Here is a 23680-nt window from a genome sequence, read left to right as displayed (position 1 = left end):
GGCGTCGGACTCCACCTCTACCACCGGGCACGGTGACATGGCGGAAATTTTGATTCTCCAGCTGCGCTGATGCCTGAGGTAGCCACGGTCGCAGACGATGAGGGCTGCGTCACCCGAGAGCCCAAGAGCAACATCGGCCGGAACCCCGGGGAGGATGCAGAACCCGATGTCTCGTGCTTTCAGGTTTTTTTGGGCATCGCAGAGCCCTTCCATCATGAAGTGGTAGTGGCGCCAGGTGGCCTCGGGGTAGCCCTCCATGAGGCCTGTGACCGTGAGCAGGGGAAGGCTCTCGTCGTTGGCCCGTTGCACAGCGTACTCCAGGGCGTGGTTGAACCGGGTTCGCTGGCTCTGCTGCATGAGGTAGAGAACGTAGCGGCCCCTGGTCGGGCGTCGGTTGTTGAGGTGGTGGATACGCGTTGCATCAATAAACGGGTTGGCGGTGATAACCATGGGAACTCCGGTGCGGTGGGGTTGACGGGACAGTCTGTGGCTGAAACATGTGGCCTTCATTTTCTCACAGGCGGCGTCCCGGGACAAGGAGGATGGGGGTGACGTAACCGCCGGAGCAGGGCTCCTGACGTGATGAGTTGCCTTGAAATAAGGGTTTCAAGGCGGTTCACTGTGCGTTAGGTTGGTTTTTGTCCGGGCTTCCGGAAAGGAAAAGATGTGTTTAACAGTGACGATGGATCAGGTGACATGTGATGAAAAAGTTTAAGGCGTGGTGTCGGAATTATTTTGAAGTTGCCATTGTCCTGCTGCTCCCCGGTTTGGGGTATGTGGCGGGACTTTTTCTTTATATCTGGGAGTATGTGATCGAAGGGAGAAAGCCCCACCGGGTGCCGGGCCTTGAAAGGAGGTCCCTGCGATGAGTGATTCACAGCCTTCGTTGCGCATCTGTCTGGTGAGTTACCGGAGCAACCCGTATTGCGGTGGCCAGGGGGTGTACATTCGCCATCTGGCAAGGGCCCTTGCCGATCTGGGACATCGGGTCCACGTTCTTTCCGGGGAGCCTGCTCCCATCCTTGACGAGGACATCGGCCTTACCGTGTTGCCGGGCCTGGATCTCTACAGCCCCGAGACCATGGAGAATGGGGCAGGCTACAGCCAGTTGAAGGATCCCCTCAAGCTTACCGAATGGTGGCTCAACTCCACCCTTGGCTACCCCGAGCCCTTCTCTTTCGGGGTGCGCGCCCGGCGGTTTTTTGAGTCCGAGGGCCACCGGTTCGACATTATCCACGACAACCAGTCCCTCTCCTGGGGGCTTCTTTCGGTGAGCCGGAAGATCCCCACGGTCGCCACCATTCACCATCCCATGACACGGGACCGGGACATCGCCGTGATGAGCACCCGGAATCTGTGGAAGCGGGCACGGGCCATGCGCTGGTACTCGTTTATCGGCATGCAGAAACGGGTGGCGCGAAAGCTCCCTGCCGTCATCACCGTATCCCAGGTATCGAAAACGGATATCGCGGCAGATTTTGGCGTCTCTCCGAGCAAGCTGCACGTCATCCCCATAGGCATCGACACAGCCCGTTTTTATCCTTTGCCGGAGATTCCCAAAGACCCCCGCAGGATCATCGTGACCAACAGCGCGGACAGCCCCTTGAAGGGCCTCTACTATCTGATGCACGCGGTGGCCGCCATGAAGGACGAGGGCGATGTGAAGCTCACGGTTATCGGCAAGCCCAAGGAGGGCGGCATTGTGGAGCGTCTGGTGTCGTCCCTGGGACTTTCCGGGGTGGTGGAGTTCACCGGCCGGGTCTCGGATCAACGGCTGGTGGAAGAGTATGCCCGGGCGTCTGTGGCGGCGGTTCCCTCCCTCTACGAGGGCTTCGGCCTTCCCGTTGGCGAGGCCATGGCCTGCGGCGTGCCCGTGGTCTGCACGGACGGAGGGGCCTTGCCCGAGGTGGCGGGGGATGCGGCGCGCATTGTCCCGGCCGGTGATGTAACGGCCCTGAAGGATGGCTTGAAGGAGCTTTTGGCTGATGGGGATGCGGCCGCAGCCCTTGCTCGCAAAGGGGAGGACAGGGTCCACAGCCGGTTTGTCTGGAGGCGGACGGCCGAAGAGACCGTCGACGTGTATCGCCGGGTGATGAATTCCCACCGCTCCGCCTGACCCGTGAATTGTGCCATGTAAATGGCCTGTTATGCCTTCAGGGGAGCCGGTGATCTCCTGGGGAACTAAGGTGTTCCCTGTTGGCTTATGTAAACCTCAGCATATTTGTATAGTGAAAGCGAACAGTGTTGACACGCTGTGACTATGTTTGTAGGCTATGTCTATTCTGGCGTACGGCTTTGTATCAAGCCCGTGTGTGGGGTTCCCACCGCAGCGCATTCCGTTGTGGTCCCGGACCCGGCAGCACGCAGAGGGCGCTTGCGGATCTTGGATCCCCCGATGCGGGGCCGTGGGAATAGTGTGGCAAAGGTGGTAGACCGTTTTCTTCTTGATGGCGGCTTATTGCGGTCAAACAATGAATACCGGTTCAGTGCCTTGCTGCATACGGCTTGTGAGGGAGAGCGGGAGTGCGTTTGCTCGACGCATCCGTTTGGATATAAATCAGGTTGATCTGCAGGGAGGTATTGTTGTGATTGAGCATAATGGACCGACGTATTACGCACAGATGTCACCAAGGTTGTCGACCATGTCGTTGCGGAGACTCGTTTTTTGATCGAGATAGCCTTCGGCATGCCCATTGCCTTAGGCAAATCCTATCAGATTGCCAACGAAATCTACCGCAGGGCCAAAAGCGATCCGACCATCGAGTTGACGATCATCACGGCCCTTTCCCTTGAGAAGCCCACCTGGTCCAATGATCTGGAGAGGCGCATGCTGCAGCCCCTCCGGGATCGTGTCTGGAAAGATATCCCCGATTTTGATTACATGCTGGACCTCCGAAAAGGGGCTCTGCCCCCCAACGTGAAGATGAAGGAGTTCTACTACAAGGCCGGATCCGTCAAGAACGATCCCATGGCTCAGCAGAATCACTACAGCTCCAACTATACCCACGTGGGTCGCGATATCATGAACGAGGACTGCAACGTTCTCTACTGCCATGCCGTGGCCAAAAAAGAGATCGACGGCAAGGTGTGCTACAGCGACAGCTGCAACGCAGACCTTTCCCTTGATATCAAAAAGTTTATCCCGGAAGCCAAGGCCGCCGGGAAGAAGTTCCTCCACGTGGGGCACGTCAACAACTCGCTGCCCTTCATGTACGGCGACGCCGTGGTGGGAGGAGTGACCCGGCGACCATCATCCTGGATAACCCCGAGTACGAAACCCCGCTTTTCTCCGTGCCCAAGGCGCCGGTGAACACGGCCGACCACATGATCGGCCTCCACGTCAGCTCCCTGGTCAAGGACGGCGGGTCCCTGCAGATCGGCATCGGGTCCCTGGGCGACGCCATTGCCTCGGCCCTGATCATGCGAAACACGGCCAACGCGGATTACAAGAAGGTGCTGGAAGACTTGGGCATCAACGCCAGGTACGGCACCCTCGTGGACCACATCGGGGGGCGGGAGCCTTTTGAAGAGGGCTTGTACGGCACCACGGAAATGCTGGTGGACGCCTTTATCGAGCTGTACAAGGGCGGGGTTATCAAGCGGCGGGTTTACGGGAATCTGGAGATCCAGCGCCTTATCAACGAAGGGGCCCTCTCTGAGACCCTGACCCGGGACTCTGTAAAGGCCCTGCTCTCCCAGGATGCCTTCCAGCCCATCATGAAACAGGCCGACTTTGAGAGCCTCCAGCACTTCGGGGTGTTCAAGCCGGGCCTGACCTGGGACGATTACGCCATTGTCAACGGCGAAGCCCGTTACTCCACGGACTTCCGGGACGGGGCCAACCTGGACGCCATCTTGGACAACTGCATCGGAGAGAGCCTTCTCAACGGCGTCATCGCCCATGGGGGCTTTTTCATCGGGCCCAATCAGTTCTACGACACCTTGCGGAACATGAGCGATGACGAGCGCAAGCTCTTTGAGATGACCGGAGTGGCCGTTCTCAACCAGCTCTACGGTGACGAAAAGCTCCGAACCCTCCAGAGAAAGGACGCACGTTTCGTAAACGCCGGGATGATTGTCTCCGTTGTGGGCAACATCGCCTCCGATGCCCTTGAAAACGGCACCGTCATCAGCGGGGTGGGCGGGCAGTACAACTTTGTCTCCATGGCCCACGCCATTGACGATGCCCGGCTGATCATGATGATCCGCGCGGTGAAGGAGACGGCAAACGGTCCGAAGTCCAACGTGGTCTTCAACTACGGGTACACCACCGTACCCAGGCACCTCAAGGACATCGTGGTGACCGAGTACGGCATCGCCGACCTGCGCGGCAAGGTGGACCACGAGGTGGTGGCGGCCCTCATCAACGTGGCGGACTCCCGGTTCCAGGGCGAGCTGCTTGAAAAAGCGAAAAAGGCCAAAAAACTGCCCCCCGACTACGAGATCCCGGCCGAGTACCGCAACAACTACCCCGAGGTCATCGCCAAGAAACTGCAACCCTTCCGGGCCATGGGCAAGAAGTACTTCGACACCTTCCCCTTCGGGTGCGAGTTCACCAAGGAGGAGCTGGTCCTCGGCCGCTCCCTGAGGGAATTCAAGGCCAAGATGGACAAGCAGAAGATCAAGACCATCATGGGGCTTGCCAAGCAGATGATCTCTTCTGTTCCCGACGAAGCCAAGCCGTACCTTAAGCGGATGCAGCTTGATCGTCCCGGGGACTTCAAAGAGAAGATGACCCAGAAGCTGGTTACCTTTGCCCTGAAGGAGTCCGGTCAGATCTGATCAACCCCTTAGCAAACACGAAATGCAAAACGGCCGTGGACGCGCATGGGCCGTTTATATTTGGGGGTGCCCCTCCTTTTAGTCCAGGGACCGGATAAAGCATCCGCCGCCACCGCCCCCTCCGGATGACGAGGGCGTTGCCTGGGTGGTGAAACCCCAGGTGACCGGTGAATCCAGGGCATTGCCGGCGGCATCCCGCACGTCCGTGGTGAGGGTGAAGGTGTAGGAGGTCTGGTAGGCAAGGGGGGACGCCGGGGTAAAGGAGGCGGTGCGACTGGCCGCATCATAGGTGACGGTCCCAGCAAGGCCCTGGGCGCTGGTAAAGGTTGCCGTGGTGATACTGGCCGGGTCCATGGGCTCGTCAAAGAGGACGGAGACTGTGCTGTTGACGCCGATCCCTGACGTGCCGGACGAGGGATAGGTCTGGGAGACTGTGGGCGGCACCACATCGAAGATGATGTCTATGACCTGGGTGGCTGTGTTGCCGGCGTCGGCGTTATCCGTTGCCTTCACCGTGACGGTGTTGGTGCCCGGGGAGAGGGTGAGGTCAGACGACCAGGACGCGGTTGCGCTGCCCAGGGCGGAACCGCCGACGGCAGGCACCCCGTTAACCGTCACCTGCTGGACGCCGGAGTCGCCCCGTCCGGCGTCCGAAGCGGTGCCGGTGAGGGTGATGGTGTCGGTCCTGACAAAGTCACCTGTGGTGTGGCTGGTGACGGTAAGTAGCGGGGCCACCAGGTCGCCGATGGCTTCGGGCATGGTGAGGGTGAAGGTCGATGTCCCGTCCGCCACGGTGTGGGAGACGGTGTGGCTGAAGGCAGCAATGGATGCTCGCAGTTGAATGGAGCGGCGGGTGGGGTGGATGGCGTTGGTGAGCCCTGAGGCATCGGTGGTGTCAAAGGGTGTCTGGTTCAAATAACTGTCACTTCGGACTTTATCCCCGGCAAGGACCGCGTTGTTGGTGACGTCCCCGTACACCCGCCCCCCCTGGAGGCTGTCTTGTCCGTCCACGGGAGCGGCTGCATCCAGAAGGTCCACCGTGACACCCACAATGGGCTGGCCGATGCTGTTTTCCACCCTCACGGTCAGGGTGCTCCTGGGATACCCGTGGACCATGGCGGCAATATCGTCGAGTTCCAGGCTGCCTTTGTCCCTGAAACCAATGGCCCCTGCCGAGTAGTTCCAGTACATGGTCGCCTCTTCAAAGTTGGCACCGCATCCTTCGGATCCGGCGCTCTGGCATTGGGCTCCGGCGTGGCTGAGCCCAGCGCTGTGACCGCTTTCATGGGCCACCACCGCAGCGGTGTCAATGGTGCCGCCGCTGCCGTCTCCCCAGGTGTACTCCTCCCCATTGAAGGCAATGTCCGATTCAATGGCCCTGTAGGAGCCGCCCACTCCCAGGGTCCAGGTGGTACTGATGGCAAGGATCCCTTCACCGACCCGGCCGTTGCGGGTGGCAAACTGGGGGTCGATGCTGATGAGGTTTGTGCCGTCCCTGGACACGGTCGTGAGGGTTGAGGAGCCCTGGTATACGAAGGCGAAGGTGCTCATCTCAATGGCATTCCACGTGTTGACGCCGGCTTGCAGAGAGGGAATGAGGCCTCCCGGTGTGGTGTTGGAGATGGCATAGCTCATGGTGCCGCCGGACCATCTGCGCAGGTTGCCGTCGCAGCATCTTTCGACGTAGAGCAGTGCCCCGCACCCCTGATTGGTGCTGCCCGTATCCCGAATCCAGCACCAGGCAAAGAGAGGCCCGGGCAAAAGGAGAAGCAACAGGCCGGATAAAAAAAGTTTCGACAGGGTTGATTTCATGCAAAAAAGCCTATGGTTGTCGCGTTTCATCGGCGGGCGGAAGAAGGTCCCGGACACGTTGGAAAAACAGGTCCAGGGCCTCGCCGTTGGGGGGCAGGGGGTTGAGGCTGAGGGCCTTGGTCTCCGCGCTTTGCGTGGTCCTGGCCCGGAATACGGGGCCGGTGACGCTCTGGGAGGCGTCGTCCGGGTCGGTTTCAATGCGGCAGAGGCCGTAGTAGAGCCCGTAGATGGTGTAATCCTCTTCGTGTTGCCGGAGAAAGAGGACCACCTCTTCATCGACATGGAGGTCCGGCACGCCGTGGACCTCCATGCGCATGTCGTCTATCTGGCCGCCCATGGTGCGCACCACAATAGTCTCGGGGCGCTGGGCTGTGGGGTGTTTGAGAAACTCCATGGTCTCAAGGGTCACATCCGTGTAGATGCGGCCCTCGTCCCAGTACGCATGGGTATCCCGAACGACACCCGCCACGATGGTGTCGACCTTTTGCGTCAGTTGGGTCAGGCTGACGGGAATGACTGTTGTTGCGGAAGGGGAGGGGACGGAAAAGAAAAACAACAGGATGGACAAAAACGCTGCATAACGCACAGGAGCCATACAAGCCTCGACAGTGTATCTTACGTTACCATAAACGGTGTGATTGACATCATGTTAATGTACCATATCAGCTCACGCGGGAGAACGGTTCAGTCGCGTTTATCTCAATTTAGGTGTGCCTTGTCAGGGAGCAGGGGGGCTCAAGTCCGGCTCTTATCGACCACACCCAGCTCCCTGAGGAGGTTGAAGAGGGTTACCGTAGCCCGGATGCCGGTTTGTTTGTCGAAGGTTTCATTTTTCCCATGGGTAAGGCGCTGGGGCGACACCCGGCGCTGGGACCGGGTTCCCGGGCCTGCAACCACGGGGAAAAAGCGGTCCCTGAGGGACGGGGCCATGGTGTTGACGATGGTGGAGGCATCCGAGATCCCGGTGTTGTGGTCCAGGGTGATCTCAAGGGGCTGGGGCCCCATGGCCTCCACGGCTCGCTGGAATGTGGATCCCGGCCACCGGTTCCGCATGTCCATGCCCGGGGAGATGGAAAAGTCCTTGAGCTCCCGGTAAGGGATTCCCGTGAGTTGCCTTCGGACGGTGTCCAGACTGTCAAAGGTGCGGTTGCTCAGGACCAGGGTGTGAGACGTGGGTACCGGGGCGTGCCCTCGCTTGATCTCCGTGGGGATGACCCCGAAACTGTCCGGGGCTCCGGCGCAGAGCAGGTCCGAATCCTTGGCGTTAAAGATGATCTCGGTGAGCATGTTCTGGTCCCGGGGTACGGAGCAGACGTGGCCCCCTTTTTGTGTGAGGACCTCGGCCCAGGCGTCCGGGGAGGCTTCGGGATAGATGCAGACAGGGTTCCAGGCAGACGGCACCCAGGATAGGATGCGCCTCAGTTCGGCAAGGGGCCCGGTGACGTCGATGACAAAGTTGCTCCGTTCTGCCGTGTAGAGGCCCAGGCTGGGTGAGACGCCTGCGGTCACCGTGTTTTCAAGGACCAGGAGCAGGGTCTCGTCTTGGCTGACGGGAAGGTTTTTTCCCAGGGCCCTGCCCATGTGGACGGCACTTTTGTGCCCTGCGCCTTCTTCTTTAAAGGTGATGGTGAAGATGAGGTTCTCAAGGCAAAGATGCCCTTTTCCTGCCAGTTCTGCCAGGAAGAGCTGTAAGGCCACCCCGGCCTTACAGTCCGAGACCCCGCGGCCCACGATCTCGTGGTCGTCTTCATAGGGCACAAAGGGAGAGAAGGGGGCGTCCCATTCGGTGTGATCTGCGTCCACGGTGTCCACATGGGCGCTTAGGTACACAAGTTTTTTTTTGAGGTCGATGCTGCCGGGCAGGGCAATGAGATTTTGTCCCTCGTCTTCTATGACGGTGTAATCCGGGAGGGCCGACACAAGGACTTTTTTGCAGTACCCCATGGCTTTTTCCACGTCCCGGGGCCGGGTAAAGACCGACGGAAGGGCCGCCAGGTTGCGAAGATGGGCGAGATAACGGCTCGCATGGGTTGAGACAAAGGCTTCCATGGTGGGCACTCCTTCCGTTGTAACCCGCAATGCGTGGGATTCATGACCCTTTTTGCGGGAAGGTGTTGTGGGCTCGGGATCCTTCCAATATCACAGCGGGGGTTGACTTGGGAAGGCAAGGTTTTTATTCTTGTAGACACGAACCAGGAGAAAGGGGCGCTTCTTGTCCCTTCATCTCCGGCCCTCACCGGGCCCACGGGTTCATGCCTCACCGACCCGACCTTTGTTGTTGATTTACCCGCAGACCGTACGAAAGCGCGAGAGCATCACGGTTGATGATGTTTCCTTGACCATGCCTTGCCCCATGCCCTTGCGCGTGTGCTTTTTTCCACAACCCCTAATAAAAAGGTGCAGACCCATGACACAGACTTCACGGGAAGAGAAGAAGGCAAAGGTGATTGAGGTGTTGAACAAGGCCAGGGCCATGGAACTTCATGCCATCGGCCAATACATGAATCAGCACTATGCCCTGGACGACATGGATTTCGGGGAGCTGGCAGCCCAGATGAAGCTCATCGCCATTGACGAGATGCGCCACGCCGAGATGTTTGCCGAGCGCGTCAAGGAGCTGGGGGGGGAACCCATCACCGAACCTGCCGATGCCGTGGAACGGGGGCAGGAGGTGTCCGTCATCTTTGGGTTTGATACGGAACTGGAAGATGGCACCCTGGCCGATTACAATGAATTCCTTGCGTTGTGCCTGGCCTGTGGAGACAGCCTGAGCGCCAAGATTTTCGATGATATCATCGACGAGGAGCAGGCCCACTACAACTACTTCGACAGCGTGGCCGGTCATATCAAGACCCTGGGGGCCGCCTACCTGGCCCAGAAGGCGGGGACCTCGTCCGCCACCGGGCTCAATACCCAGGGCTTTGTGGCCCGCAAATCCACACCACCTCCCGCCTGATTCGAGGTTTTTTTATTCCCCGGCTTCAGGTTTGCCGAGATCCGGCGATATATGAGACAGGTACCCGGCTGCCGCAGAAAAGGCAGCCCGGTGCCGAGGCCTTTTTCAGGGCCATGGAAGACCCCGGACGCACGGATGCGCCGGGCCGGATTGCGGTGCGAAAGCACCGGGTACACCGTTGAATGACCAGGGAAGGTTATGGGACGAATGGTGATGTCAAAGATACGAGGCGCCGTGTGCGCGCTGATCGTGTTGGGGTTCGCGTGTACGGCGGCCGGGGCCGACGGCGTCAACGGCTACGGTCCCGACGGGCTGAAACCCGATGCCGAGGCCATCGCTGTGGTGGCCAAGGCCGTTGAAGAGGTCTCTTCACGTCTCCTCGACGCCAAGGAGCGCCTTGTGGTGCTTGCCGTGGAAGGCCGGGACACCCGCAGGGTCCACCGGGAGATTGCCCACCTGGAGGAGGTCCTCCTCAACCACAAGCGTGAGTTTTCCGATATGGTCAAGGTGATGGCCGAAGCCGGGGGCGGTGAGATACCGGTCTGGCTCAAGGGCACCATGGCCGTGGTTCTGGAAGAAGAAGGGCTGATTTCCGACCCCGATTTCTCCGTGAAGAAAAAGCGGCGCGCCCTCCACGCCGACCTTGCCTCCCAAATCAAAAAAAGCGATGTGGCCTCTTGGCTCTCTCTGGACAAGACCACCTCCGAACTGGTGGTCCACCTGGATCTGCCCGTGTTTTTTTCCGCCAACGGGAGCCGGGTTTCCGGCGAGTACAGGGACACCCTTCAGCGCGTAGCCACAGTGCTGAAACCCTATCGGCCCGTGGTGGTGGTGACGGGGTTCACAGATGCCGAAGGGGCCAACGCCCGGTTTGCCCTGAGCGCCGAGCGGGCCGCCAATGTGGCCCGGGAGTTCCTGGACGCAGGCATGGCCTCGGATGCCCTTTCCATCCGCACCCGCGAAGAAGAGGCAGGCATGGATCGGGTGGAGGTCTCCTTCAGGATCTCGGACCCGGAAGAGGTGATTCCGGGGTAATTCTCTGGTTGTGCCGATTTCCGTCAAATGGCTTGAAACACGTTGCCGCACATTTTTGTGCGGCTTTTTTTGTACCTGTTCACCATACCTTTGCCTTGGGCGATCCTGTTGGAGCAACGTTTTTGCAGAGCCTTTTTACAACGACGTGACCGGTCGGAGGCGTGTGACCAGATCCACAATGGACAAGTGGCGACAACGTATCCCGTTAGGTCGACGCTTGTGAGCCAGTTCGTACAAACCATGAGTGTTTGTGAAGGGCGAAGCCCGAGGCAAAGGCAATCAGCTTTCGAGGTGTCTCACCTCGCCGCCGGAGGCCTGCTTTATCCACCCACTTAAACCACAGAAGGCACAACGGAATGGTTGCGTTTTTTTGCTGGTCCCGTCGTTGCATTTCCTATCGAGGTTCTCTCTCAAATCCCCTTGACAACCAAAAAAGCCGCGTGGTATTTCTTACCAGACTGAGCGATCGTTCAGGCCCTTAAACTTCGTTTCTTCTTGCGATATTCCTCCTGCGTCCTGTGCGTTTGCCCGAGAGCGCGATTCAACCGGAGACAATTCATACGTAGCCTTTCCTAACCCGGATATTTCACGAGGCGAGTGCACCCATATTTAAGGCATCAGAGCTGCAGATGTAGTGGTTTACCTCAATGCTCTGATAACCACCGGCAATGACCTTTCATTGAATTGATACAGTCGTTTTCTCATGAAATATTCGGGCTAATGCGTCTTTATCATGCAGAGAGGAGACCTCCATGAAGGTGCTTCACGTGGATCACATCGGTGTGGCGGTGCACGGTATCGACGCCGGGCGACGCTTCTGGGAAGAGGTTCTTGGGCTGTCTTTCGACGGCACGGAGACCGTGTCCGAGCAGAAGGTGACCACCGCTTTTTTTCCGGTTGGGGAGAGCGAAGTAGAGCTCCTGGAAGCCATGGAACCGGACAGCCCTGTGGGACGATACCTTGCGAAAAAAGGTGAAGGGGTGCACCACATTGCCTTTCGGGTTGCAGACATCGACGAGGCCCTGGCTGAGCTTAAGGCAAAGGGGATTCGTCTCATTGACGAGACGCCCCGTCTGGGTGCCGGGGGGGCGCGCATTGCCTTTATCCATCCGAAAGAGACCCAAGGGGTGCTGGTGGAGTTGTGTGAAAGATGAAGTAGGAAGGTCAGGTAATAGGAAAAACAGGGGATAGGAAAGGGTACAGGGAATAGGGAATAGGGAATAGGGAATAGGGTCTACTTTGTTTGTGTAGCGTGCAGGTTGATCCGATTGTGGTTTTCTTCGGTGGTTTATCATCCATAAGGAGACTCGTCATGGGCAGTGGCAAAGGGCTTGAGATGTGGCGGACGCTTGCAGAAAAGGAACTTCGGGGCAGGGCCCTTGAGGAGCTGACCCGGGCCATGCCGAAGCCTACCTCCATCAAGCCCCTTTACACGGAAGAAGACCTGAAGGGCCTGGAGTGGGCCGGTGCCATGCCGGGGCTGTCTCCCTATGTACGGGGGCCCAAGGCCACCATGTACGCCGGGCGCCCCTGGACCATTCGCCAGTACGCGGGCTTTTCTACAGCCAAAGAGTCCAACGCTTTTTACCGGCGCAATCTGGCGGCAGGGCAGAAGGGGCTTTCCGTTGCCTTTGACCTTGCCACCCACCGGGGCTACGACTCCGATCATCCCAGGGTGTCCGGGGACGTGGGCAAGGCAGGCGTGGCCGTGGATTCCGTGGAGGACATGAAGGTCCTTTTCGACGGGATTCCCCTGGACGCCATGAGTGTTTCCATGACCATGAACGGCGCGGTACATCGTGGCCGCGGAAGAGCAGGGCGTGCCCCACGACAAACTCACCGGCACCATCCAGAACGACATCTTAAAAGAGTACCTCACCCGCAACACCTACATCTATCCCCCGACCCCATCCATGCGCATCGTTTCGGACATCATCGGGTTTTGCTCCAGGGAGATGCCCCGGTACAACACGGTGAGCATCAGCGGGTATCACATGATGGAGGCAGGGGCTGACTCGGTGCTTCAGTGTGCCTTTACCCTTGCCGACGGACTGGAGTACGTCAAGGCTGCCCTTGACGCGGGCCTGGATGTGGATGCCTTTGCCCCGCGCCTCTCCTTTTTCTTCGGCATCGGCATGAACTTTTTCATGGAGATCGCCATGCTCCGGGCGGCCCGGTTTCTGTGGGCGGAGATCATGGCCCGGTTCAACCCCAAGGATCCCCGGTCTTCCATGCTGCGCACCCACTGCCAGACCTCCGGTTGGAGCCTCACGCGTCAGGATCCCTACACCAATATCATCCGCACCACCCTGGAGTGCATGTCCGCCGTGCTGGGTGGTACTCAGTCCCTTCACACCAACGCCTTTGACGAAGCCGTGGGGCTTCCCACGGAGCTCTCCGCACGGGTGGCGAGGAATACGCAGATCGTGGTGCAGGAGGAGAGCGGGGTGTGTGGCGTGGTGGATCCCCTGGGAGGCTCGTACTACGTGGAGTCCCTGACCCGTGAGATTGTTGACAAGGTGCGTGGGGTCCTGGCCGAGGTGGAGGCCCTGGGCGGCATGGCCCGTGCCATTGAATCGGGCATGCCCAAGATGCGCATTGAGGAGGCCGCTGCCCGGCGTCAGGCGCGCATCGACCAGGGGCTGGATGTCATCGTCGGAGTCAACCGGTATCAGGTGGAGGAGGAAGAGGAGATGGAGGTGCTGGACGTGCCCGCTGCCATCCGGGAGGACCTCGCCGACGAAGCCGGGATGCGGCCGAGGTGGACCGGTGCCTTGCGGCCATCACCCGCTGCGCTGAAGGGGATGGCAACCTTTTGGAGATGGTGATCCCTGCCATGCGCGCCAGGGCCACCGTGGGGGAGGTCTCCGAAGCCATGGAGAAGGTTTTTGGACGCTTTTCCGCCACCACCCGGTGCATCTCCGGTGTCTATGCCGGTGAGATGGGCGACAACGGGACCATGGCGACCCTGCGGAACCGGACAGATGCCTTTGCCGAGCGCAACGGGCGCCGCCCGCGGATCCTTCTCACCAAAATGGGCCAGGACGGCCACGACCGGGGCATCAAAGTCATCGCCACTGCGTATGCCGATTTCGGCTTTGACGTGGACCTCTCCCCCATGTTCCAGACCCCGGAGGAGGCAGCGAAAATGGCCGTGGAAAACGATGTCCACGCCATCGGCGTCTCTTCCCTGGCTGCCGGGCACAACATCCTTGTCCCGGAGCTGATCCGCCACCTTGCCGATCATGACGCCGACGATATCGTCATTTTCGTGGGCGGCATCATCCCTCCGTCGGATTACGATTTTTTATCCACAATGGGCGTCAAAGACGTCTTCGGCCCCGGTACCCGCGTCACCGAATCCGCCAACCGGATTCTCAATGTGCTGATGGAAGAGTCACCAATGTAAAAAAACTGCATGATGCCAAGGGCGCTATGAATGTCCTTGACACACCATATATCAACTGTGAATCTTAGCCCTTAGCCCAGCCTGCCGCCCCAGCCCAGCCCTAGCCTTAGCCTGGGCCTCAGCCCCAGCCCTAGCCTGGGCCTGCCTCCCCTGGCCTCCCCCAGCCCTAGCCCTTAGCCCTTAGCCCTTAGCCCTTAGCCCTTAGCCCTTAGCCCTTAGCCCTTAGCCCTTAGCCCTTAGCCCTTAGCCCTTAGCCCCATTAACCCCTTACTATTCATTATCCCATGTCTTCTTTCTCCCACCCTCCAGATTATCTTATCCAGGGCGTCCTTGCCGGAAAGCGCCGTGTCCTTGCCCGCACCATCACCCTGTTTGAAAGCCGAAATCCTGACCATCTCCGGTTGGCTGCCCAGGTTCTGCAAGGGCTGGCTCCCCATGGGGGCAACGCCCTGCGCCTGGGGATCACCGGCGTGCCGGGTGTGGGGAAATCCACCCTTATCGAGGGGCTCGGACTTCATCTTGTTGAGCGGGGGCACCGGGTGGCCGTGCTGGCCGTGGATCCTTCCAGCCGCGTGAGCCGGGGGAGCATCATGGGGGACAAGACCCGCATGGAGGAGCTGTCGCGACGGACAGACGCCTTTGTGCGCCCCTCTCCTTCGGGCGGGACCCTGGGCGGTGTGGCCGCACGGACCCGGGAGGCCATGGTTGCCTGTGAGGCGGCCGGATTTGACGTCATCCTCGTGGAGACGGTGGGGGTGGGGCAGTCCGAAACAGCCGTCAAAGGCATGGTGGACTTTTTTCTCCTTCTCATGCTGGCAGGGGCCGGTGACGAGCTCCAGGGAATCAAGCGGGGCATCATGGAGCTGGCCGATGTCGTGGCCATCACCAAAGCCGACGGCGAGAACCGGGAACCCGCGGAAAGGGCCCGCAAAGCGTATGAAAACGCCCTGGCCCTGTTCCGTTTTGATCGAGAAGTGCCCGTGCTCACCACCAGCGCCCTGAACGGGGACGGGTTGGCGCCTCTGTTGGACAGTCTTTTTCGATTGTATGACGCAGACAAGGCCACCGGGGCTCTTTTTAACAGGAGAAAAGCGCAGCAGGTGGACTGGTTTTGGGGGCTGGTGGAAGAAGGCCTTTTGGATCGGTTCAGGCATGCCCCAAAGGTGGCTTCCCCTATGGACGAGGCCGTAGCAGGAGTCGAAAAAGGGGAGATTTTTCCCGGCCATGCAGCCCGGAAACTTTTGGATCTATTTGCCGGGGAAAAAAGGTAAGGCAGCTGTGGGGCTATTGGTGGGAGACAGATTTTGGTAAGGGTGGGGGACACCGTTTTTGTGGCATCAACCCCTCCCTGGACTGCGCTGGCAACTGTTATTGTATAAGTGTGTCCCCTTCATCATGACGATGTGGCTCTTCAATTCAATCGTCCCGGATCATGACCGTGAACTCACAAACATCATCACCGTTTCCAATGGATTGTTTGATGAGGACGTCAGCTTTTTTATGTGTAGCGTGTGAGAAAACCCTTTCAATCATGCCCTTGGAGCACAAACACTGAACAGGAGTAAGCTGAATAAATCCCGACCGAACCAATGGACAGCCGCACTCATGGAATGTCCCCGTGATGCAATCACCATGTATGGCCCACTTTCCCCGGAGTTTTTTTGATTCCCTGACAGTGTTCCAGCCAGTGACGAGGTCCTCAAGAGAACCCACAGGGTGATTCAATACGCTTTCACACAAAGCCAGAATGTCAGAGGAACATCCCACACCCGCCTCACGCATAACCATTAAACGGTCTTGTTCGCTGAGTTGATTTATGGCCGTCTGTAAGCTTCCAACCCAACGTCTATTCTTTTCAATCATTTTAAAATTATCCTTCATAATACTGACGTATAAACAACCGGCATCACAACTCAGTATAGCGAGAAACGATCGGACTCTTTCGTGATGCCTGAGAGCGTTTTGGTGCGTACGCCCGGTGTGGAGTGACTTTGTGCGGCGATCCCTATGCTTAATGATGGGATAGCCTCTGGACAAGAAGAATCCAGGCGATCATCGAACGGCTTAACATACGAGCTTTTGCAGTGCAAGGATGGGGCCATTGGCACCCACCGGCAAGGGCTTTGACGTCGTTTGCCGAACGGTTTGGGCGGGCATTCCCTATGGCACTGTAGCTGCTGTGCTTTATGGTGGGTAGTAAGATGCTGAGGCCGTCATTACGTCAGAATAAACAGAGCAGGCATCGACTACGCCGCAACGGTGTGTTGCTCCTTCCTTATTAATACTGTGGTGACCGTCGGGCCGGGAAGGGAGAATACGTGCCAGGACTTTTTGACGGAGCATCTGCCTTGGCGTTTTTGGTTCTTGGCTAATCGAATGTGGTGCATGAAATGTGGGCTGCAAGGGAATATTTGTCGTGTTTCTATGCGTAGGAATGAGATAAATTATTTTGATGGAACTGTCCAATTTTTTTGGGCAAACGGCCGGGACTTTTCTTTCCCCTTTCGTGGATTTGGCGGCGCTTGGTGTCGTTGTTGACGGAAAACAACATTAAAATCCGGACATGAAACGTTGTTTTTATTTGGGCGCGTTTTTTGGAGCTTCCCGAAATCAGGAGGTTTTGTCGTATTTGCCCTTCAAGGCCCGGGAAAAAAGGTTCAGGAAGGGGCTTGCTTTTTTGGAAGATTCTTGAGAGTTCCAATAAGTCACGAGCCTCAGCACCTGCTATTTCAGGTGTTGCTGACAGTGATGGTAACTCTGCACTGTGCTCGTTCCCGGAGCAGTATGACTCGACGTGTTACAGGTTCAGGAAATAGATTTTCAAGACGCATGGACTGTCTTTTGCAAATAATAAAGGCGCTCCATGTTCTTTTTGAAGCCGAGGATTGTCATGGTCCAATGAGAATCCTTCGGTCCTTTGGCGTGTTTAAGGTTTGTTTCCTCTTTTGAAATATTTTCGCAGTCTGTCGTGGAGTAAATGTTATGGAGAAAAGAAAGCTTTTAAGTATCGTTTTGTTTTCGCTTGGAATTGTGGCCATGGCCTCGCTGGTTTACGCTAGTGGGGGAGGGCATGGGGCATCAAGCGGCGAGGTTTTTCCAAGGGCCCTTGACTCTTACGGGGACGCTCATGCCTCTGGAATCTTAGAGATTCTAAAGGACCGAGTGGCCCAGGAACCCTTTAATCTGGTGGCGACTCTCATCTTCCTCTTTGCCATCATTCACACCTTTGTTGCCAACAAGTTTCTCGCCATAGCCCACAAGTGGGAACACGACAGGACAAAAGATTGAGCGCGGCGTCGCGGATAAATATTCCGTGAGCCATGGTGCCGAGCTGTTTCACTTCCTGGGTGAAGTGGAGGCTATTTTCGGCATCTGGGCCATTGCCCTGGCTGTGGCCATTCTCGGGTTCTACGATTGGCACACCCTCCTGAACTACCTCGGTCACAAGGTCAACTTCACGGAGCCCATGTTCGTCGTGGTCATCATGACCCTGGCCTCCACGAGACCTATCCTGAAGTTGGCCGAAGGAGTCATGTGGAAGATCGCCAACCTTGCCGGTGGAACCCTCATCGCCTGGTGGTTCACCATCCTCACCTTCGGTCCCCTGGGTCTTTCATTACCGAGCCTGCCGCTGATGACCATCTCGGCGTTCTGTTGTAAATCTACGATCTGAACCCCAGCGAGAAGTTCAAGTATGCCACCATCGGCCTGCTGTTCGTGAACATCTCCGTGGGCGGCACCCTGACCCATTTTGCGGCGCCTCCTGTCCTCATGGTTGCCAGTCCCTGGGATTGGGGCATGATGCACATGCTGACCCATTTCGGATGGAAAGCCCTGACCGGTATCCTGATTTCCAACGTGGTCTACTTCCTGCTCTTCAAAAAAGAGTTCAACAAGCTGCAGGAAAAATTTGAGCTTACGAGCCTCAAGGAGGAGATCGGTAAAAGATACTTTACCCGTGAAAACCTTGAGCAGGAGTTCAGCGACCTGGAACACATCATCAGCAACAAGCTCGGGTTCACCGATTCCTTCAACGAGGCGTGCAGCCGGATCAAGGAAAGGACCCGAACCCGGCTCCGTGAAGAGCTTGCAGAGCGCATTGAGCGCAGGGGCACCGATCCCGAACTGGTGAGGGAAGCCTTTAACGAGCGCTTTGAAGAGATCAAACGCCGCGAGATGCGAAAGACCATTCCCGGCCTCATGCCCCACAACGAGCGTGCGAACTTCTACGACCCCGAATGGGACAAGCGTGATGATCCCGTCCCCCGTTGGGTGGTTGTTGTCCACGTCCTCTTTATGGTCTGGACCATTCTCAACGCCCATTACCCGGCCCTGTTTATCTGCGCACGCTCTTCTGGGCTTTGAGGTGACCTCGCCCTTCCAGAACCGCATCGACCTGAAGCCCGCGCTTCTTGTTGGTTTCTTCCTCGGCGGCCTGGTTATCCACGGCGGCGTCCAGGGATGGTGGATCGCACCTGTCCTCGGCAACCTGGGTGAACTCACCCTGATGCTTTGCGCCACCGTCCTGACGGCGTTTAACGACAACGCGGCCATTACCTTCCTGAGTACGCTGGTACCCAACTTCACCGACCCGCTTAAGTACGCGGTGGTGGCAGGTGCTGTTGCCGGTGGTGGTATGACCGTTATCGCCAACGCCCCGAACCCCGCGGGCCAGGCCATTTTGAGCATTGAAAATGGCGCTAACCCCGGCAAGCTCGCCATGGCGGCCTTCTTCCCCACGGTTGTGGTGGTCCTCGCCTTCCTGCTTCTGTAGAAGCGGGGGCAAAGGCTTAAAAAGCCGTTCGCATGAAAGACGGGCCCTTTTCGAAGGGCTCGTACATAAAGATATGGAATTAAAAAAAGCGCTTTTCATCTTCGCGGATGAAGCGCTTTTTTTGTTCTTCTGTGAAGTGCAACCTTCTCGGTGCCCAGTAGAGGCGATGTGGCAGCGGCATTTATCGAAATCAGGTGCCGCGCAAGGCACAATGAACAACAAGTGGAATCCAAGGCAAGGGCTGGCTTCCATTGGAAACGAGTGGGTGAGAATTCATTGCCAGGCTACGGTGCGGTTATTTTGGTATAAGCCGCCCGGTACGGGACGCAAGGACGTGGCCGCTTTATTCTGATGCAGGTGCTGTGGGGCCGGGGGGTCCGGCTATGTCGCTATAATATCTGTCTATCGCAAAGCTTTTTAAGGTTTTCATGGATTTTGAAAAGTACAATCATCAGTTCACACCAAATTCGTGCACTCAGTGCTCCAAAGATAATTATACAAATTCCTATCAGCATCATTCCGAAGGTTCCTTGATCATAGGCAGCACTTATTACGGCAATTCCTGCAATAGCAGCAAAGAATAATATTAACCAATAAACAAAGGTGATAATCTTAGGGGTTAGCATTGAATCGAAAAAGAATATATTTCTCATGTGATGACCTCCGTATTCCATTTGGTATAACTCCAAATGTTGTACTGATAAGTCTTTCGGCAGTGCTCTTTTTTCCATTAATATGGGCATTATCTCAGGGAATGGTTTGAGAGTATAACAGGAACTGTTCGCAATTCCTGCTGAGCCTGCAAGTGCTGACAGGAAGGTACTAACAAGAGGCAAGATTTGCGTCTTTTTTTTGTCTGAAATGGATAAAGTGAAGGAGAATAACGAGTTTTAGTCTGGATGGTTCACGAGTCTCATTCTCTCATGTTCAGAGTATCAGAGCTGCAGATGTAGCGGTTTGACTCAATGGGCCGATGACGCCGGAGATGGGGCTCTGCAGTAAATCTTCAAGCTGAGTGGAAGGTAAAACCACAGACGTTTCAATAGATATTGGCATCTTTGCCGTATTTTTCCGATGGGACAACGGGAAACGGTAGGGTGCGCGGACCGCACCGGCTTTTTGGTCCTGATATGGCTGCTTTAAGGCTCCTCTTTATTGCTTGGGAACCATAAGTTCAACATTTCAAAGGGTTGAGTTTGACTTTTCGCGTGGTGCTCTTTGCTATGAGGCCATTTCATTGTCGTCGGGGTCTTTGGGGTAGAAGGTGTATCCACGTCCAGGACTTCGCCTCAAATACTCAAACATTCCAACAGGGACAATTTCTTCTACGTAAATCATTGGAGGGTCATCCCTTTGGTTCAACGTTCTTTGTGTTAGATCAGGGCATTTTTTGATGAGGCCAATGGCACGTGTTTCAGCCTCATTTGCGTTAGTTGCTTTGACCCATCTTGTCGTGTAATAAAGTCGTAATTTCTCCGGTGTCGTTTCCTCAAAGTTGAAAAGGAAATTCGTTCCATTTAAAGAAATTCTGTATCTTTTCATTGTTCTTCCCGTGAGAAGTGCATGTAATTTTGGGACATTTTTTTGAAGGGTTCGGCTCCTGAGGGTCATAAATGGAATATCGATGGGCCGCCTCCAATGACAGAACCACTTACTCGTCATCTCCTTTGCCCTGGGTACTTAACTTTTAAGTCATACGACCAAAGCCTCCAACTTTCAATTCAAAAAACCCGTCTTCCCTCGATAGCAACGTGTCCAACATATGGCCCTCTTTGGCATATTGAAAGCGTGGGGATGGTCATAACGGGGACTGGTTTCGATGGGCTCACGTCAAATACGTCCATGAACCTTTGCAATCAGTTGGCTTCTGATACTGGGAATTCTGCGGGAAGGCTGATCTGTCGGGGTTCGTGAATAAGGCTTGATCCGGAAATTATTCAGTAAATATTGATGAATAACCCCATGATTTAGTGTTAAAAAAAACTATTGCCACGCCATGGGGATGGCATTAGGGTGGGGCGTAATAACTAGTTATTGCGAAGTTTTTGGAATTCATGATGCGACCCGACAGGATGCGCCAACATCCTGCCAGGCCTGACCAAAACAACCTTGATAGGAGGTCGTCATGGCTACACGGTTTTTTACACCACACACATCCCCATTTCAAGTCGTATTTTCCTCTATCCGCGCAACCTTACGCCCCTTTCACCAACGCAACCGTCGTTACAAATGGCCAATGAACAGTGGGTACTAGGTTATAGGTCCTCACAGATTAGGTAATGGGTGATAGGGGATTGGCTATGGGCTAATCATATCCGGCTCGTTTCCTGTGCCTCCCCTATTGCCTGTTTATCGCCATGGCACACTGAGTGCACCGATATTCCACACACAAAAATAAACGGGAGTTCCTCATGAACTCATCGGATAGCCAACCCGGCCGCCGCATGTTTTCAGGGTCGGAAATATCTGAACTCTGCGATGCCATCAAAGACGTACACCGTTTGCTTACATCCGTGGGAGCGTTCTTTTCCGAACTGGAAGATGCCGAAGCCCCGGGGGGAAACGGCCTTCAGATCGATTTTAAGAAATGGGGCCTTCGCACCATCACCGAAGACCTTCTGGATCGGCAATACCAGGCAGTGGATCGGATCGTGTCGTTTTACAGGGCAGAGCAGGAGAGGATGACGGCGAAGGGGAGGGGATAGAGCCCGCAGGGCTCAGGGCATTGCGGAACGGTAGGCGCTATATGCTGGTGTGAGGGGGAGGGACGCGCCTGATGGGCTCGCTCCGTTTTGCCCGTCCTACGAGGTTTGGTGTGTGCGGAATTGTTCGAATATAGGGTGTTGTGAGTTTTTGGGGAGGCGCATCAGAATGTGTTACTGGAAGCAGTGGCCCAGATGCCGTACCGGAGTCCGAAATCTCATAAGACTTGGTTGCCTGTTGGACGAAGTAACCTCCGTGGGAATGGGTCGGAAAAGGCCGTGGCATTTATCGAAAACGTTTGCCACGCAACGCGAAACGAACAACAAGTGGTCTGTAAGACAGGGGCTTGTCACCATTAGGGATGAGTGGCTGAAGATTCATTACCCGACTATACATATTGCTGTACAATGTGTTTTATTGTTTTGTAGATATAAAACTCCAAAAATAGGGGGATTAATCCACTGATTGCGACAATGATTGATTTTTTAAAAAAGGTTAATTTTACGCCTGAGTCGATAAATTTCTCTAAAGTAGAAAAAAATAAATTCCACCCATATAAAAAAACGAGAATAGCTGAAAACACCCCAACGCAAAATAGAACGACCGATTTTGAACTTTGAGATAAAGCAATTATCGTTGCAGACAATGCTGTCCAGCCCACAATATTGAACCAACCACTTATGAGCTCATAATCGAGGATCAACTTTGATTTGGATTGGATACTTGTACAAAAGTGATCAAAAGTGCTTAATATTTTCATAATATTAGTTTTTTATGTTATAAACGCTCACATCATCGGCAGCAAAAAGAAGAGCGAGGAGGGAGCAGCATTTTTTGGTGTCTGAGTGTATGCCTGTTACTACTTATTCCGCAAGCTCCATACACATAACCCCGCCATCAACGCAAAGAACGCTGGATCGGACCAGCCAAAACCGATAAAGACCCCGATTAAACAAGCATATAAAGTAACTGCAACGCCGAGCAAATTTGTCCAGAGTAACCCAGTAACAAGTATTCTTGTAGAGACACCATCTGACTCAGTACGACTAAACAATAGCGCTATAATGGCAATTCCACCAAGGAAGATACTGTTGTGTTGAGACAGAAAACGGGCATATTGATCGTTCACGCTCACACCATACAATGGCCAGAGGGTATCTGGAATAAAGAACAATACGATGGCAAACATAGCGTATATTACGGCGTGAATAACGAGTAGAGACTTCATGCTCATTCTTTTGTCTCCAACGGGGCGTGATTTATTCGTGAAAGGTCTTCTAATATGTCAAAAACATGTTCCGTGATGTCAGTGATGCCAATAGCGTTAAGCCGTTTAATGTGCATTTCCCGATATTTTTCAAGGTACTCTAAATTTTTAAATAGGTAAGTAGAGCCAAAGTGGTTCGTGCCGGTTTCGTGGGTCCATATTTTCCAGATGACGCCAGGCTCTTCAGCAATGCTCTCGGCCAACTTACGGTTACCATCCATAAACTCATCCGTTATTTGTCCATCGTATTTCAAGTGAATATCCCATAGCTTTAAAGTGCTCATTTGACCTCCTTTAAGGCATAACATTTGAGCTAACCGGTTGCCAAAAGTTGCAGAGCGAAGCAGCACCAGCTTGGCAATTCGAGTTTAGAGATTTGTGTACGCCTGGCATGGGTGTAATCTTATGAGGTGACCCGGAAGTTTAACCGGGAAGCCCTTTGTGGCTGAATTCTTCCTATTAAACAATGGTTTAGCATGAGCGCTATCCTAAGGCAAGGGCGGCATCGTGAGGTTCCGTCTGGAGGAGATGAAGCGTAGCGGAATCACGAGCGCCAGCGAGAAAGACCGGAGGGCGTGGTCACTCTACGTCAAACCTATGAGCCGACGAACTGAAACAGCATACAAGGCCAAGTCTCTGGATGAGTCAGCAGAACATGACGAAGTCCAGGATTCAAAGGGATATGGTAAATGCTGCGGTTGTGTAAAGAAAGATTACGTTCTTACACCCCTCAAGGGGGTACTAAACTGAGTCCGGGGAGGCCTGTTCGACTTTGCGGCCGTATGGCAGCGCTGATTGTGGTAACACAGGCAGTGATGGAACAGGAATCAACAGAGGTCATAGTAGGTGTAGGAATACGTCACTGACGGAGTGACGTTTGGAAACGAGCCGCGACGCCCGAGGTAATCGCTGGAGGACTCACCCTGCCGAAGGACCGAACAT

General features: G+C 55.6%; 22 protein-coding genes and 2 pseudogenes. 15 read left to right on the top strand and 9 right to left on the bottom strand.

Annotated features, from left to right (window positions below; translation table 11 throughout):
* Positions 1-24: 24 nt before the first annotated feature.
* Positions 25-357, bottom strand: a pseudogene (locus tag ACOYW1_RS14525) (deoxyribodipyrimidine photo-lyase); the annotation flags it as partial.
* 344 nt (positions 358-701) lie between these two features.
* On the opposite strand from ACOYW1_RS14525, the gene ACOYW1_RS14520 reads away from it, so the two are divergent.
* From ACOYW1_RS14520 to ACOYW1_RS14505, 4 genes are all read left to right on the top strand, one after another.
* A complete protein-coding gene (locus tag ACOYW1_RS14520; protein WP_482423353.1) occupies positions 702-869 on the top strand; it encodes a hypothetical protein in 168 nt (55 codons plus the stop codon).
* On the top strand, positions 866-2116 hold the full coding sequence (locus tag ACOYW1_RS14515; protein ID WP_482423352.1) for a glycosyltransferase family 4 protein: 1251 nt from the start codon (positions 866-868) through the stop codon (positions 2114-2116). The genes ACOYW1_RS14520 and ACOYW1_RS14515 overlap by 4 nt, the downstream gene beginning before the upstream one ends.
* A gap of 549 nt (positions 2117-2665) precedes the next feature.
* Complete coding sequence (locus tag ACOYW1_RS14510) at positions 2666-3310, top strand: hypothetical protein (RefSeq protein WP_482423351.1); 645 nt, start codon at positions 2666-2668, stop codon at positions 3308-3310.
* On the top strand, positions 3307-4782 hold the full coding sequence (locus ACOYW1_RS14505; RefSeq protein ID WP_482423350.1) for an acetyl-CoA hydrolase/transferase C-terminal domain-containing protein: 1476 nt from the start codon (positions 3307-3309) through the stop codon (positions 4780-4782). Before ACOYW1_RS14510 ends, ACOYW1_RS14505 begins: the two co-directional genes overlap by 4 nt.
* 78 nt (positions 4783-4860) lie before the next feature.
* Here the strand turns inward: ACOYW1_RS14505 and ACOYW1_RS14500 are convergent, their stop codons facing one another.
* The 3 genes from ACOYW1_RS14500 to ACOYW1_RS14490 all read right to left on the bottom strand — a co-directional run bounded on the left by ACOYW1_RS14500 (position 4861) and on the right by ACOYW1_RS14490 (position 8643).
* On the bottom strand, positions 4861-6594 hold the full coding sequence (locus ACOYW1_RS14500; RefSeq protein ID WP_482423349.1) for an Ig-like domain-containing protein: 1734 nt from the start codon (positions 6592-6594) through the stop codon (positions 4861-4863).
* 10 nt (positions 6595-6604) lie between these two features.
* A complete protein-coding gene (locus tag ACOYW1_RS14495; RefSeq protein WP_482423348.1) occupies positions 6605-7189 on the bottom strand; it encodes a hypothetical protein in 585 nt (194 codons plus the stop codon).
* Positions 7190-7329: 140 nt separating this feature from the next.
* Positions 7330-8643 (bottom strand): M20/M25/M40 family metallo-hydrolase, encoded by a 1314-nt coding sequence (locus ACOYW1_RS14490; RefSeq protein ID WP_482423347.1) that lies wholly within the window; start codon positions 8641-8643, stop codon positions 7330-7332.
* A gap of 358 nt (positions 8644-9001) precedes the next feature.
* Between ACOYW1_RS14490 and ACOYW1_RS14485 the strand changes: the two genes are divergently transcribed.
* From ACOYW1_RS14485 to meaB, 6 genes and pseudogenes are all read left to right on the top strand, one after another.
* Positions 9002-9550, top strand: a complete 549-nt coding sequence (locus tag ACOYW1_RS14485) for a bacterioferritin (RefSeq protein WP_482415910.1) — start codon at positions 9002-9004, stop codon at positions 9548-9550.
* Between the two features lie 213 nt (positions 9551-9763).
* A complete protein-coding gene (locus tag ACOYW1_RS14480; RefSeq protein WP_482423346.1) occupies positions 9764-10585 on the top strand; it encodes an OmpA/MotB family protein in 822 nt (273 codons plus the stop codon).
* 752 nt (positions 10586-11337) lie between these two features.
* Complete coding sequence (gene mce, locus ACOYW1_RS14475; RefSeq protein ID WP_482423345.1) at positions 11338-11739, top strand: methylmalonyl-CoA epimerase; 402 nt, start codon at positions 11338-11340, stop codon at positions 11737-11739.
* Positions 11740-11897: 158 nt separating this feature from the next.
* Positions 11898-13413 (top strand): annotated as a pseudogene (locus ACOYW1_RS14470) (methylmalonyl-CoA mutase family protein).
* Positions 13347-13994, top strand: coding sequence for a methylmalonyl-CoA mutase family protein (locus ACOYW1_RS14465; RefSeq protein WP_482423344.1), 648 nt, complete (start codon positions 13347-13349; stop codon positions 13992-13994). The pseudogene ACOYW1_RS14470 and the gene ACOYW1_RS14465 overlap by 67 nt, the downstream one beginning before the upstream one ends.
* A 284-nt stretch (positions 13995-14278) precedes the next feature.
* A complete protein-coding gene (gene meaB, locus ACOYW1_RS14460; RefSeq protein WP_482423343.1) occupies positions 14279-15265 on the top strand; it encodes a methylmalonyl Co-A mutase-associated GTPase MeaB in 987 nt (328 codons plus the stop codon).
* 145 nt (positions 15266-15410) lie between these two features.
* Here meaB and ACOYW1_RS14455 read toward each other — a convergent pair whose 3' ends face one another.
* Positions 15411-15857: a hypothetical protein gene (locus ACOYW1_RS14455; RefSeq protein WP_482423342.1), complete on the bottom strand. Its 447-nt coding sequence runs from the start codon at positions 15855-15857 to the stop codon at positions 15411-15413.
* Between the two features lie 1119 nt (positions 15858-16976).
* Between ACOYW1_RS14455 and ACOYW1_RS14450 the strand changes: the two genes are divergently transcribed.
* Genes ACOYW1_RS14450 through ACOYW1_RS14435 form a run of 4 tightly spaced genes read left to right on the top strand, consistent with a single transcriptional unit; the run spans position 16977 to position 18768 of the window.
* Positions 16977-17282: a hypothetical protein gene (locus ACOYW1_RS14450; protein ID WP_482423341.1), complete on the top strand. Its 306-nt coding sequence runs from the start codon at positions 16977-16979 to the stop codon at positions 17280-17282.
* Between the two features lie 25 nt (positions 17283-17307).
* Positions 17308-17667, top strand: a complete 360-nt coding sequence (locus ACOYW1_RS14445) for a putative Na+/H+ antiporter (protein WP_482423340.1) — start codon at positions 17308-17310, stop codon at positions 17665-17667.
* Positions 17668-17711: 44 nt separating this feature from the next.
* On the top strand, positions 17712-18359 hold the full coding sequence (locus ACOYW1_RS14440; RefSeq protein WP_482423339.1) for a putative Na+/H+ antiporter: 648 nt from the start codon (positions 17712-17714) through the stop codon (positions 18357-18359).
* 1 nt (position 18360) lies between these two features.
* The gene (locus ACOYW1_RS14435) at positions 18361-18768 is read left to right on the top strand and encodes a putative Na+/H+ antiporter (RefSeq protein WP_482423338.1); all 408 of its coding nucleotides are present in this window, start codon (positions 18361-18363) and stop codon (positions 18766-18768) included.
* A gap of 389 nt (positions 18769-19157) precedes the next feature.
* Here the strand turns inward: ACOYW1_RS14435 and ACOYW1_RS14430 are convergent, their stop codons facing one another.
* Positions 19158-19604, bottom strand: a complete 447-nt coding sequence (locus ACOYW1_RS14430; RefSeq protein ID WP_482423337.1) for a DUF4282 domain-containing protein — start codon at positions 19602-19604, stop codon at positions 19158-19160.
* A 385-nt stretch (positions 19605-19989) separates the two neighbouring features.
* Positions 19990-20310 (bottom strand): hypothetical protein, encoded by a 321-nt coding sequence (locus tag ACOYW1_RS14425; RefSeq protein WP_482423336.1) that lies wholly within the window; start codon positions 20308-20310, stop codon positions 19990-19992.
* An 869-nt stretch (positions 20311-21179) separates the two neighbouring features.
* Here ACOYW1_RS14425 and ACOYW1_RS14420 point away from each other — a divergent pair.
* The gene (locus tag ACOYW1_RS14420) at positions 21180-21473 is read left to right on the top strand and encodes a hypothetical protein (protein ID WP_482423335.1); all 294 of its coding nucleotides are present in this window, start codon (positions 21180-21182) and stop codon (positions 21471-21473) included.
* An 857-nt stretch (positions 21474-22330) separates the two neighbouring features.
* Here ACOYW1_RS14420 and ACOYW1_RS14415 read toward each other — a convergent pair.
* Together ACOYW1_RS14415 and ACOYW1_RS14410 are read right to left on the bottom strand one after the other, a co-directional pair.
* Positions 22331-22705, bottom strand: coding sequence for a hypothetical protein (locus tag ACOYW1_RS14415; RefSeq protein ID WP_482423334.1), 375 nt, complete (start codon positions 22703-22705; stop codon positions 22331-22333).
* Positions 22702-23022, bottom strand: a complete 321-nt coding sequence (locus ACOYW1_RS14410; RefSeq protein WP_482415920.1) for a monooxygenase — start codon at positions 23020-23022, stop codon at positions 22702-22704. Before ACOYW1_RS14410 ends, ACOYW1_RS14415 begins: the two co-directional genes overlap by 4 nt.
* Between the last annotated feature and the right edge of the window lie 658 nt (positions 23023-23680).

This window comes from Desulfoluna sp. CYM3A (genome assembly GCF_056829965.1).
The sequence above is the reverse complement of the archived record's forward strand: the minus strand, read 5'-3'. Positions and strand labels throughout refer to the sequence as shown.